1 protein-coding gene is annotated in these 14212 nt (G+C 74.5%); it reads right to left on the reverse strand.

Annotated elements, in window-relative coordinates; all coding sequences use genetic code 11:
* Nucleotides 1-23: 23 nt before the first annotated feature.
* On the reverse strand, nucleotides 24-14204 hold the full coding sequence (locus H5965_RS03145; protein WP_310967781.1) for a type I polyketide synthase: 14181 nt from the start codon (nucleotides 14202-14204) through the stop codon (nucleotides 24-26).
* Between the last annotated feature and the right edge of the window lie 8 nt (nucleotides 14205-14212).

A 14212-nucleotide genomic window follows, 5' to 3' on the forward strand; every position in this document is an offset into this window, starting at 1 on the left:
CACGATTCGTTCGCCATCGGCGGTCAGCTCGTCTGCCCGAGGGCCCGTTGCACGAGACCGGAGATGTCCAGTGCGTCGATCAGTTCTGCGTCGTCGGCGGTGGCCGGTGCGGGGACCTCCGGCTCCGGGCCGGTTTCCGCTTCGGCCAGGCCGAGCAGGGCTTCCAGGACGCCCGCTTCCTTGAACCGGGCGAACGGCACGGCCGCGAGGACCCGCCGGAGGTCGTCTTCCCGCCCGTCCAGCCCGTCGTCGGCCTCCCGGAGGAGTTCGACGCGCAGGTAGCCGACCAGCGCCTCCGGGGTGGGGTAGTCGAAGATCAGCGTCGCGGGCAGCTTGAGCCCGGTGGCCGCGTGCAGGCTGTTGCGGAGGTTGACCGCGGCCAGGGAGTCGAAGCCGACCTCCTGGAACGCCTGCCGCGGGCCGATGCCCTCGGCGCCGCTGTGGCCGAGGACGGTCGAGGCGTGCCCGCGGACCAGCTTCAGCAGGATGCGGTTCTGCTCGGCGTCCGGGACCGCCCGCAGGGAGTCCGCGAGCGACGCCGCGGTGTCGCCGTCTTCGCCGTCGTCCTGCGTCGCCTGGAGGATCGCCTTCGCTTCGGGGAGATCGGCGAACAGCGGGCTGGGCCGCACCGACGTGAACGCGGGGATGAAGGCACCCCAGTCCATGTCGGCCACCGCCACGGCCTTCTCGTTGCCCGCGACGGCCTGCACCATCGCGGTCACCGCCAGCGGCGGCGCCATCGGGAGGACACCGCGGCGGCGCAGCTGGGCGAGGGCGGCCTCGTCCATGCCGATGCCGATCTCGTCCAGGGCGCCCCAGGCGATCGACGTCGCCTTGAGGCCGCGGGCCCGGCGCCATTCGACCAGGGCGTCGAGGACGGCGTTCGCCGCACCGGCCGGGCCCTGGCCGCCACCGCCCCAGATGCCGGCGATCGAGGAGAACACGACGAAGGCGTCGAGCGGGGTGTCCTCGAACAGCTGGTCCAGCCACACCGCGGTGGTCACCTTGGCGGTGAACACCTCGTCGAGGTCGGCCCGCCCGGTGTCGTCGACCGAGCTGGTCTGCGCGATGTCGGCGGCGTGCACCACCGCGGTGACCTCCGACTCCGCCACCAGCCGCGTGATCGCGTCCCGGTCGCCGTCGGCGCAGGACTCGACCGTGGTGCCGAACCCGGCCAGCTCGGCCCGCAGGTCCTCGACGCCGTCGGTGCCGGTGACGATGAGCCGCTCGGCGCCGGACCGCGCGAGCCAGGCCGAGGCGTGCCGGCCGAGCCCTTCGGCCCCACCGGTGACCAGGACCGTGCCGCGGGGTTCCCACTTGCCCGTCGCGGACTCCGGCACCGGCTTGCGGACCAGCCGCCGGTGGTAGACGCCGGACCGGCGGACCGCGAGCTGGTCCTCGCCGCCGGCACCGTTCAGGACCCCGAGCAGGGCTTGGGCCGTGCGCGCGTCGATCGCGGCCGGCAGGTCGACCAGGCCGCCCCACCGGTCGAGGCGCTCCAGCGCGACGGCGCGGCCGAGGCCCCACACGGCCGCCTGGGCCGGTGCGGTGACGGCGTCCTGGATGCCGATGTTCACCGCGCCGGAGGTGAGGCACCACAGCGGCGCGGTGACGTTGGCGTCACCCAGGGCCTGGACCAGCGCGAGGGTCGAAGCGGTGATCTCGGTGGCGTCCGCGGGCCCGCCGTCGAGCGCGAGCAGCGACAGGACGCCGTCGAGGTCGTGGACACCGCGCAACCGCTCGGCCAGCTGGTCCCTCGACGGGTCCTCGATCTCCAGCCGGACGAGGTCGAGGCCCTGGCCGGTCAGCTCCTTCAGCAGCGCGTCGGAGGTGCCGGCCGGGGCGACGGCGAGCCAGCGCCCGCCCGGCACGCCGGTGGCTTCGCGCTCCAGGGGCTGCCAGGTGACCTGGTACCGCAGCTTTTCGGCGGTCGACCGTTCGCGGCGCCGGTCCCGCCACCCGGCCAGCACGGGCACCACGGTGCTGAGCGCCCCGCGCTGTTCCGGCACCAGGTCGAGCAGCTCGGCCAGACTGTCCACATCGGACTGTTCGACGGCGGTCCAGAACTCGGCGTCCACGCCTTCGGCGGCGGCTTCGGTGGTTTCGGCTTCGTGCAGCCAGTAGTGGCGGCGGTCGAAGGCGTACGTCGGCAGGTCGACCCAGCCGGCCGCGGGCAGCGTCGCGGCCCAGTCGACCGCCACGCCCCGGACGAACAGCTCGGCCGCCGAGGCCAGCAGGCGCCGGAGCCCGCCGTCTTCGCGCCGCAGCGAGCCGGTCACCACGGCGTCGTCGCTGATCTCGCTCAGCGGCTGGACCAGCACCGGGTGGGCGCTGATCTCGACGAACACGGTGTACCCCAGCCCGGCCAGGACCGCGGCCGACGGGCCGAACCGCACCTGCTGCCGCAGGTTCCGGTACCAGTAGCCGCCGTCGACGACGCCCTTCTCGAGCCACGCGCCGAGAACGGTGGAATAGAACGGAATCTGCGGCGCCTGCGCGTCGATCCCGGCCAGGGTCCGGTCCAGGGTGCCGGCGAGGTCTTCGACGTGCCGGGTGTGCGAGGCGTAGTCCACCGCGACCCGCCGCACCCGGACGCCGTCGGCTTCGAGGGCTCCGAGGGCCTCGTCCAAGGCCTGCGCGTCGCCCGCGATGACGACCGAGGACGGGCTGTTGACCGCGGCCACCTCGACCCGGTCCGCCCACGACGTCAGCCGCGCGACCGCGTCTTCCTCGCTCAAGGCGACCGACGCCATGCCACCGCGGCCGGCCAGTTCCGCGGCGATCGCCTGGCTGCGCAACGCGACCACCTTGGCCGCGTCGTCCAGCGACAGCGCCCCGGACACGCACGCGGCGGCGATCTCGCCCTGCGAGTGGCCCAGCACGGCATCGGGGACGACACCCAGGGAGTCCCACACGGCGGCGAGGCCGACCATCATCGCGAAGCTCGCGGGCTGCACGACGTCGACGCGGTCCAGCAGGTCGGCGTCGCCGCGCAGGACGTCGAGCAGCGACCAGTCCGTCCACTGCTCCAGCGCGGAGGCGCAGTCCTTGATCCGCTCGGCGAACACCGGCGACGAGTCCAGGAGGTCCCGGCCCATGCCGAGCCACTGCGAGCCCTGGCCGGGGAAGACCCAGACGACCTTGCCGGGCTTCCCCGCGGTCCCGGTCACGACGCCGGGCGCGTTCTCGCCGCGAGCCAGTGCCTGCAGGCCTTCCTGCGCCTCGCCGGCCGAGCCCGCGATGACGACCGCGCGCTCGTTCAGCATCGCGCGGCCCGAGACCAGGGCCTTCGCCACCCCGGCCGGCGACTCGTCTTCGAGCACCGCGGCCAGCCGGCCGGCCTGCCCGGTCAGGGATCCGGTGCTGCGTGCGGACACCACCAGTGGCACGACGGACGCCGTCGCTTCCGCCGCGGGTTCCTCGGCGGGGCCTTCCTCGATGATCAGGTGCGCGTTCGTGCCGCTGGCGCCGAAGGAGGACACCCCGGCCCGGCGCGGCCGCCCGTGGCGCGGCCACTCCCGGGCCTCGGTGAGCACCTCGATCGCGCCCGCGGACCAGTCGACCTGGCTCGTGCGCTCGCCGGCGTGCAGCGTGGCCGGCATGACGCCGTTCCGCATGGCCATGACCATCTTGATCACGCCGACCACCCCGGCGGCGGCCTGCGTGTGCCCGATGTTCGACTTCAGCGAGCCGAGCCACAGCGGCGTCTCCCGCTCCTGCCCGTAGGTGGCCAGCAGCGCCTGGACCTCGATCGGGTCACCCAGCGCCGTGCCGGTCCCATGGCCTTCGACGACGTCCACATCGGACGGAGCGAGTCCGGCCGAAGCCAGCGCGCCGCGGATCACCCGCTGCTGCGAAGGCCCGTTCGGGGCGGTGAGGCCGTTGGACGCGCCGTCCTGGTTCACCGCACTGCCGCGCAGCACGGCCAGGATCCGGTGGCCGCGCTCCTGCGCCACCGAAAGCCGTTCGAGGACGACCACGCCGACGCCCTCGGCCCAGCCCGTGCCGTCCGCGCCCTCCGCGTAGGCCTTGCACCGGCCGTCGGCGGACAGGCCGCGCTGGCGGGAGAACTCCAGGAAGGCGTCCGGGCTGGCCATCACGGTCGCGCCGCCGGCCAGCGCCATCGAGCACTCGCCCTGCCGCAGGGCCTGCGCCGCGAGGTGGATGGCGACCAGGGACGACGAGCAAGCGGTGTCCACGGTGACCGCCGGGCCCTCGAAGCCGAAGACGTAGGCCACCCGGCCGGACGCGACGCTCGAAGCCGTGCCGGTCATCGTGTAGCCCTGGACGTCCTCGGGCACTTCGCGCAGCCGCGTCACGTAGTCGTGGTGGACGATCCCGGTGAAGACGCCGACGTCGCTGCCGCGCGCGGAGAGCGGGTCGACGCCCGCGCGTTCGAGGGCCTCCCACGACGTCTCCAGCAGCAGCCGCTGCTGCGGGTCCATGGCGAGGGCTTCGCGCGGCGAAATGCCGAAGAGACCGGCGTCGAACTGGGCGGCGTCGTGCAGGAAGCCACCCGAGCGCGTGTAACTCGTCCCGGCGTGGGCCGGGTCCGGGTGGTAGAGGCCGTCGAGGTCCCAGCCGCGGTCGACCGGGAAGCCGGTGATCGCGTCCCGGCCCTCGGCGACGAGGTTCCACAGCTCTTCGGGGCTGTCCGCGCCACCCGGCAGGCGGGTGCTCATGCCGACGATCGCGATCGGCTCGTCGGAGACCTCCCGCGTCACCACGACCGGCGCGGCCGGACGCTCGCCGGAGAGCTCGGCCCGCAGGTGGCCGGCGAGGACGGCCGGGTTCGGGTAGTCGAAGATCAGCGTGCTGGGCAGGTCGACGCCGGTGAAGTCGCGCAGGCGGTTGCGCAGCTTGATCGCGCTCAGGGAGTCGAACCCGTGGTCCTTGAAGGACCGGTCGAGGTCGAACGCGTCGGCGTCCCGGTGCCCGAGCACGACGGCGGCGCTCTCCCGGACCAGCTCGAGGACGTCCGTCACCAGCCGGGCGGCGACCGGCTCGGCAGGCGGGGCGAGTTCCGGGGTGTCGTCGGTGTCGACCCAGAAGCGCTGGTGCTGGAAGGCGTAGGTGGGCAGAACGGTCCCGACCGCCGTCGCCGGCCGGTCGATGACGGCCGTCCAGTCCACGGCCACGCCGCGGACGTGCAGTTCGGCGAGCGCGGTCAGGACGTCCGGGACCTCGGCGCCGTTCTTGCGCAGGGTGGCGACGCAGCTCTGCTCGGACCCGCCGAGCGTGCCGAGCGCCATGGCGGCGAGCGCCCCGCCCGGACCGAGTTCGAGGTACGTCGTCGCGCCCTGGCCGCTCAGCGCGGTGACGGCGTCGCTGAACCGCACGGCGTCGCGCACCTGGCGGACCCAGTAGTCCGGGGTGTCGAGCGCCGCGGTCTCCCCGGTCAGCGTCGAGACGACGGGCAGCGCGCCGGGCCGGTAGGTCAGGCGTTCCGCGACCGCCCGGAACTCGTCGAGCATCGGCTCCATGAGCGGCGAGTGGAAGGCGTGGCTGACGGTCAGCCGCTTCGTCTTGCGGCCACGGCCCGCCAGGTCGGCCGCGGCGGCGAGCACGGCGTCCTCGGCGCCGGAGAGCACGACCGAGTCCGGGCCGTTGACCGCGGCGACGCAGACGCCGGCGCCGAGCAGGGGTGCGACCTCGTCCTCGGTCGCCTGGACGGCCACCATCGCGCCACCCGCGGGCAGCGCCTGCATCAGCCGGCCGCGCGCGGCGACCAGTTCGCCCGCCTCGGCCAGGTCCAGGACCCCGGACACGTGCGCGGCGGCGAGCTCGCCGATCGAGTGGCCGGCCAGGAGGTCCGGCCGGACGCCCCAGGACTCGAAGAGCCGGAACAGCGCGGTTTCCACGGCGAACAGCGCGCCCTGGGTGTACATCGTCCGGTCGAGCAGGTCGCGGTCGGTGAAGACGACCTCGCGCAGCGGACGTCCGCCCAGGTGCGTGTCCACGGCGGCGCAGGCGGCCTCGAAGGCGTCGCGGAAGACCGGGAACGTCTCGGCGAGTTCGCGGCCCATGCCCACCCACTGGCTGCCCTGGCCGGTGAACAGGACGGCCAGCTTGCCGTCCACCGGCGTCCCGGTCACGACACCGGGGCCGAGGGCAGTGAGGTCGCCGCGGAGCCGGTCCCGGTCGGAGGCCAGGACGACGGCCCGGTGGTCGAGCTGAGCCCGGGTGGTGGCGAGCGCGTGGGCGACGTCGGGGACGCGCACCTCGGTGCCGAGGAAGCCGGCGAGCCGCGCGGCCTGTCCGCGCAGTCCGGCCGCCGAACGCGCGGAGAGCAGCACCGGCACCAGGAACCCGGCCGGCTCCGGGGCCGCGGTCCCGGCCGGTTGCGGCACCTCTTCGAGGACGACGTGCGCGTTGGTGCCGCCGATGCCGAACGAGGACACGCCCGCCCGGCGCGGGTGGCCGCCGGCCGGCCAGTCGCGGGCCTCGGTGAGCAGTTCCACCGCCCCGGCCGACCAGTCCACGTGGGACGACGGCCGGTCGACGTGCAGCGTCTTGGGCAGGACGCCGTGGCGCATGGCCATGACCATCTTGATCACGCCCGCGACCCCGGCCGCGGCCTGCGTGTGCCCGAGGTTCGACTTCACCGAACCCAGCCACAGCGGCTGCTCGCGATCCTGCCCGTAGGTGGCGAGCAGCGCCTCGGCCTCGATCGGGTCGCCCAGGGTGGTCCCGGTGCCGTGCGCCTCCACCGCGTCGACGTCCGCTGTGGACAGTCCGGCGGCGGCGAGGGCCTTGCGGATCACGCGCTGCTGGGACGGGCCGTTCGGGGCGGTCAGGCCGTTGGACGCGCCGTCGGAGTTGACCGCCGAGCCGCGGACCACGGCCAGGACCTGGTGGCCCTGTCGCCTCGCCTCGGACAGCCGCTCCACCAGGAGCAGGCCGACCCCCTCGGACCAGCCGGTGCCGTCGGCGGCGTCGGCGAACGCCTTGCACCGGCCGTCCGGCGCCAGGCCGCGCTGCCGCGAGAACTCGACGAACGTCTCGACCGTGCCCATCACCATCACGCCGCCGGCCAGCGCCATCGAGCACTCGCCGCGCTGCAGCGCCTGCACCGCCATGTGCAGCGCGACCAGCGAAGACGAGCACGCGGTGTCGACCGTGACGGCCGGGCCTTCGATGCCGTAGTGGTAGGCGACGCGGCCGGAGAGCACGCTCGCCGAGCCGCCGGTGAGCCGGAAGCCCTCGACCCCGGTGGCCCGGTGCATCCGCACGCTGTAGTCGTGGCTGTTGACGCCGGCGAAGACGCCGATGTCCTGCCCGGCCAGGGTGGTCGGGTCGATCGCGGCCCGCTCGAACAGCTCCCAGGACGTTTCCAGCAGCAGCCGCTGCTGCGGGTCCATGGCGAGCGCCTCGTTCGGCGAGATGCCGAAGAAGGCGGCGTCGAAGCCGGCGGCGTCGTCGAGGAAGGCGCCGTGCCGGACGTACGTGGTGCCTTCGTGGTCGGGGTCTTCGTGGTAGAGCCGGTCGGTGTCCCAGCCGCGGTCGGCGGGGAACTCGGTGACCGCGTCGACGCCGTCGGCGACCAGCCGCCACAGGTCCTCGGGGCTGCGCACGCCGCCGGGGAACCGGCACGCCATCGCCACGATCGCGATCGGCTCGTCCACGACGGCGGTGCCGATCTCGGCCGGCCGCCGGGCGGTTTCGCCGAACAGTTTGGTGCGCAGGTGTTCCGCGAGCGCCGGGGGCTTCGGGTAGTCGAAGATCATCGCCGGGGACAGGGTGAGGCCGGTCGCGGCCGCGAGGCGGTTCCGCAGCTCGACCGCGGTCAGCGAGTCGAAGCCGGCGTCCTTGAACGTCCGTCCGGAGTGGACGGACTCGGCACCGGAGTGGCCGAGGACCTCGGCGGCGTGCCGCCGGACCAGATCGAGCAGCGCTTCGGCCTGTTCGGCCTCCCCCAAGCCGGCGAGACGCTCGGTGAGCGACGCCGTCTTGGCCGCGGTCCGGCGCGGCAGCGGAGCCAGGCCGCGCAGCAGCGGCGGCACCGGGCCACCGGCCTTCGCCGTCGCCCGCAGGGCGGCGACGTCGAACTTGGCCGCGACCAGCGCACCGCCGGTGCCGATGGCGGCGTCGAGCAGGGCCATGCCTTCGTCGGCGGGGAGGCCGGACATGCCGATCCGCTGGTTGCGCCGCAGATCGGCGGCGCCCAGGTGCTCGGTCATGCCGCTGACCGTCGACCAGTAGCCCCAGGCGATGGACACGGCCGGCAGACCCAGGCTGTTCCGCCGGCGGGCCAACGCGTCCAGCTCGGCGTTGGCGGCCGCGTACCCGGCCTGGCCGGGGTTGCCGAGCACCCCCGCGGCCGAGGAGAACAGCACGAACGCGGCGAGGTCGGCGTCCCGGGTGAGTTCGTCCAGGTGCCGGGCGGCGTCCACCTTCGGGCGCCGCACGGTGTCGAGCCGGTCGGGGGTCAGCTCGGTGATGACACCGTCGGTCAGCACGCCGGCGGTGTGGATCACGGCGGTAAGCGGGTGCTCGGCCGGGATCGCCCGCAGGACGGCCTCGACCTGCGCCCGGTCGGCCACGTCGCAGGCGGCGATGGTGACGGACGCTCCGAGCGCGGTCAGCTCGGCGTGCAGTTCGGGGGCCTCGCCGCGGCGGCTGACCAGCACCAGGTGCCGGACGCCGTGCGCGGTGACGAGGTGCCGGGCGGTCAGCGCGCCGAGCGTGCCGGTGCCGCCGGTGATCAGGACGGTGCCTTCGGGGTCGAGCGGCCGCGCCGGCGGGAGCGGGGTCACCCGGGCCAGCCGCGGCACCGAAGCGACGCCGTCGCGCACCCTGACCTGGGGTTCGCCGCTCGCCACCACGGCGGGCAGCGCGGCGTGGTCGTCGAGGTCGGCCAGGACGATCCGGCCGGGGTGTTCCGACTGCGCCGAGCGCACCAGGCCCCAGATCGCGGCCGCGCCGGGTTCGGTGCCGTCCCCGGTGACGACGGCCAGCCGGGTTTCCCCGGGCTCGGCCAGCCAGGCCTGGAGCGCGGAGAGGGTGCCCTCGACCGACGTGGCTTCGTGGGTGACGAAGCCGGCTTCGCCCGCGGGAAGCGGGATTTCGGTCCAGTCGACGCGGAAGAGCGCGTCGGTGGTCCCCGGTTCACGCGCGAACGACGTGCCGCGCACCGCGTCGACGGTCAGGACGGGCTGCCCGGCCGGGTCGGTCAGCCGCAGGCCGGTCGCCGTCGGCGTCACGGTCACGGCCGTGGCCCCGGAAGCCAGCAGGGACACGCCGGTCCAGACGGACGGGAGCAGGTCGTCGCCGACGACCGTGCGGACGGCCGCGTCGAGCAGCGCGGGGTGGATGCCGAAGCGGTCGGTGTCCCGCAGGCCGTCGACGGTGACGTCGGTGGCGACTCCCGCCGCCGCCGGGTCAGGCCCCTCGGCGGCGGCGGGAGGAGCAAGGGTGCCGTGGGCGTGCCGCGTCCACGGTTCGTCCGCCTCGCGGGAGAAGACCTCGATCGGCCGTCGCCGCTGCTCGCCGGGCTCGCCGACGATCAGCTGGACGTCCCGGCCGCCGCGCTGCGGCAGCACCACCGGCGTGTCGATGGTCAGGTCGGCGAGGAAGGGGCTGGCGGCCAGGTCGCCGAGCCGGATGGCCGCCTCGACCAGCGCCGCGTTCGGCACCAGGCCGTCCGCCGCCCAGGGCTGCGTCCGGCGCGTCCACCGGGCCACGGCGGTGAGGCGGTCCGAGCCGGGCGAGCTGACGATCGTGCCCAGGAGGGGGTCGCCGGCCGACTCGGGTGCGGCCGGTTCGAGCCAGTAGTGCCGGTGGTCGAAGGCGTAGGTCGGCAGGTCCACCCAGCCGGCGGCGGGCACCACCGCCGTCCAGTCCACGTCGGCGCCGCCGGTGAACACCTCGCCCATCGACGTCAGCAGGCGCCGCAGGCCACCGTCGTCCCGCCGCAAGGTCCCGACGACGACCGCACCGGTGAGTTCGCTCAGCGGCTGGACCGTCACCGGGTGCGCGCTGACCTCGACGAACACCGTGTGGCCCTGGTCGAGCAGAGCCGCCGCGGCCGCGCCGAACCGGACCTGGTTGCGCAGGTTGCGGTACCAGTAGCCGCCGTCCAGGACACCGGCGTCGCGAATCCATTCGCTCGTGACGGTCGAGTAGAACGGCACCACCGGCGCCTGCGCGCGGATCCCGGTCAGGGTCTCGGCCAGGGTGTCCTCGATGTCCTCGACGTGCCGGGTGTGGGACGCGTAGTCCACGGCCACCCGCCGCACGCGGACTCCTTCGCCGGACAGGACTTCGAGGGTCTCGTCCAGGGCCTGGGCGTCCCCGGCGATCACGACCGACGTGGGCCCGTTGACGGCGGCCACCTCGACGCCGTCCGCCAGCCGCGAGACGACGTCGTCCTCGCCGAGGGCGACCGAAGCCATCCCGCCGCGGCCGGAGAGTTCCGCCGCGATGGCCTGGCTGCGCAGGGCCACCACCTTGGCCGCGTCTTCCAGCGACAGCGCCCCCGACACGCACGCGGCCGCGATCTCGCCCTGCGAGTGGCCGACGACGGCGTCCGGGCGCACCCCCACGGACTCCCACACCGCGGCCAAACCGACCATCACCGCGAAACACGCGGGCTGCAGCACGTCGACCCGGTCCAGGTCGCCTTCGCCGCGGAGGACGTCGAGCAGCGACCAGTCGATCCACGGTTCCAGCGCGGCCGCGCACTCGGCGATCCGCGCGGCGAACACCGGGGACTCGTCGAGGAGCTCGCGGCCCATCCCGGCCCACTGCGTTCCCTGGCCGGGGAAGACCCACACGACCTTGCCCGGCGTCCCGGTTTCGCGGCGGACCAGGGTCCGCAGGCCGGTCACGGCTTCCTCGCGGGAACCGGCCACGACGACCGCGCGCTCGTCCAGCACCGCGCGCCGCGACACCAGCGCCGCGGCGACCTCGGTCAGCGAGACGTCCCCTTCGAGGAGCGTCGCCAGCCGTTCGGCCTGCCCGGACAGCGCCTCCTTGCTGCGCGCCGACACCACCAGCGGCACCACCGGGGCTTCCGAGGTGGCGACCGCCTCTTCGGCGGGTGCTTCCTCGATGATCAGGTGCGCGTTGGTGCCGCTGACGCCGAACGACGACACCCCGGCCCGGCGCGAGCGGCCGTTGCGCGGCCATTCGCGGGCTTCCGTCAGCAGCTCGACGGCTCCGGCGGCCCAGTCCACCTCGAGAGTCGGTTTGTCGACATGCAGTGTCGGCGGCAAAACCTCGTGCCGCAGCGCCTGCACCATCTTGATCACGCCCGCGACGCCCGCGGCCGCCTGCGCGTGCCCGATGTTCGACTTCAGCGACCCCAGCCACAACGGCGTCTCACGCTCCTGGCCGTAGGTGGCCAGCAGGGCCTGCGCCTCGATCGGGTCGCCCAGGGTCGTCCCGGTGCCGTGCGCCTCGACGACGTCCACATCGGACGGTCCTAGTCCCGCGGCGGCCAGCGCGCGGCGGATGACCCGCTGCTGCGAGAGGCCGTTCGGCGCGGTGAGCCCGTTCGAGGCGCCGTCCTGGTTGACGGCGCTGCCGCGCAGCACGGCGAGGACCCGGTGGCCGCGCTCCCGCGCCACCGAAAGCCGCTCGAGGACGACCACGCCGACGCCCTCGGACCAGCCGGTGCCGTCGGCCGCCGCCGCGAAGGCCTTGCACCGCCCGTCGGGGGCCAGCGCGCGCTGGCGGGAGAACTCGACGAACGACCCCGGCGTCGCCATCACGGTGACCCCGCCGGCCAGTGCCATCGAGCACTCGCCCTGCCGCAGCGCCTGCGCGGCGAGGTGCATCGCGACCAGCGACGACGAGCACGCCGTGTCCACGGTGACCGCCGGGCCCTCCAGGCCCAGCACGTACGACACCCGGCCCGACGCCACGCTCGACGCGACCCCGGTGGTGACGAACCCTTCGAGTTCCGGCGACACCGCACCGGCTCCGTAGCCCTGGCCCATCAGGCCGGAAAACACCCCGGTGTCGGTGCCCTTCAACGCGATCGGGTCGACGCCGGCGTTCTCGAGGGCCTCCCACGACGTCTCCAGCAGCAGCCGCTGCTGCGGGTCCATCGCGACGGCCTCGCGGGGCGAGATCCCGAAGAAGCCCGCGTCGAACTGGCCGGCGTCGTGCAGGAAGCCGCCCTGGCCGACGTACGACGTCCCGGCGCGTTCCCGATCCGGGTCGATCAGGGTGTCGAGGTCCCAGCCGCGGTCCCCGGGGAACGCCGAGACGGCGTCGACGCGCTCGGCCACCAGCCGCCACAGGTCCTCCGGGGAGGCCACGCCACCCGGCAGCCGGCACGCCATGCCGACGATCGCGATCGGCTCGTCCGGGTCGGCCGCCACCACCGGCTCGGCGAGGTCCTGGGTGAGCCCGAGCAGCTCGGCCCGGACGCGGGTGGCCAGCGCGGCCGGCGTCGGGTGGTCGAAGACGGCGCTGGCGGGCAGCCAGAGGCCGGTGTGCTCGGTCAGCCGGTTGCGCAGTTCGACGATGGCCAGCGAGGTGAAGCCGAGGTCGCGGAACGCCCGCCCGGCCGGGACCGGCTGCCCCAGCACGTCGGCCGCCTGGGTGCGGACGAGGTCCTCCAGGAGCTCGCCCTGCGCACGTTCGTCCAAAGCGGACAGTCGCGCCCGCAGCGCCACCGCGACCGCCTCGTCGGCGGACCGCGACTGCTCCTCGTGTTCGGTCGCCGCGTACCGCAGCTCACCGGGCTCGTCGGCCAGGAGGTTCCGCCGGACCTTGCCCGACGCGGTCCGCGGGATGTGGGCGACCTCGAGGATCCGCTCAGGCACCTTGTAGGCGGACAGCTGCTCGCGGCACTTCGCGATCAGCTCGCCCGCGTCGAACCCGTCCGGCCCGGGGATCACGTAGGCGACCGGCACCTCGCCGAGCGTGTCGTGCGGGACGCCGCCGACCGCCGCGTCCGCGACGCCGCCGGCCGTGCGCAGGACGGCCTCGATCTCGCCGGGGTGGATGTTCGCGCCGCCCCGGATGATGAGTTCCTTGATCCGGCCGCGGATGGTGAAGTAGCCGGCGTCGTCGCGGCGGGCCAGGTCGCCGGTGCGGAACCAGCCGTCGCGCATCGCCGCGGCGGTCGCCTCCGGGCTGTTGTGGTAGCCGAGCATGACGTTCGGCCCGCTGACCCAGACCTCGCCCTCCTGGCCGGCCGGGACCTCGAGCCCGGTCTCGGGGTCGACGACCCGCACGCCGACACCGGGCACGGGCCGGCCGCACGAGCCGTCGACCCGGGCGCCGTCCGGCGGGTTCATGGTGATGGCCCCGCAGGTCTCGGTGCTGCCGTAGGCGTCGATCAGCGGGACGCCGAAGGTTTCTTCGAAGTCGCTGCGCAGCCCGGCGCCGAGGACCGCGCCCCCGGCCAGGCCGATGCGCAGGCTCGGGGCGGAGAACCCGCTCTGGCGGGCGGCCCGCACGAGGTGGTGGTAGGTGGTCGGCACGCCGGCCAGGAACGTCGTGCCCTCGGCCTCGAGCAGCCGCATGACGTCGGCGGCGGAACTCCCGTCCGCGATCCGGACGGTCGCGCCGACCACGGTGGCGGACAGGACGCAGGCGATGTGCGAAAGGCTGTGGAACAGCGGGAGCGGCCAGAGCACCCGGTCTTCGTCGCTCAGCCCGGGGATCGGGACGTAGCAGGACGCGACGGACCAGAGGCAGTTGCGCTGGGTCGACACGACGCCCTTGGGCCGTCCGGTCGTCCCCGACGTGTAGAACATCCACGCCGGTTCGTCGAGGCCGAGGTCGTCCGCGGCGGGCTCGGCCGGTTCCGTGCCGGCGAGTTCGTCGTACGAGTGCGCGCCCGCCGGGACGTCGTCACCGGTCACCAGCAGCTGGACGTGCGGCGCGAGCGGCAGCCGGGCCGCCTGGACGGCGTCGGTGATGACGACCGTGGCGCCGCTGTCGGTCAGCGGGTGCTCGAGCTCCGCCGTCGCCGCCCCGGGGTTGAGCGGCACGCCGACGCCGCCCGCCCGCAGGACCGCGTAGTAACTCTCCACAGTGGACACCCGGTTGCCGAGGCAGATCGCCACCCGGTCCCCGTGCCGGACGCCGAGGCCGGCCAGGTGCCCGGCCAGCCGCCGCGTCCGCGCCTCCAGGTCGCCGTAGGTGACGGCCCGGTGGTCGTCGGCGAAGGCGGTTTTGCCGGCGAAGCGGGTCGCGTTCTCCAGGAGTGCGACGTGAAGTGGCTTGATGAGATCGGTGCGCACTGTGCCGC

The organism is Amycolatopsis sp. 505 (genome assembly GCF_031625235.1).
GTDB lineage: Bacteria > Actinomycetota > Actinomycetes > Mycobacteriales > Pseudonocardiaceae > Amycolatopsis.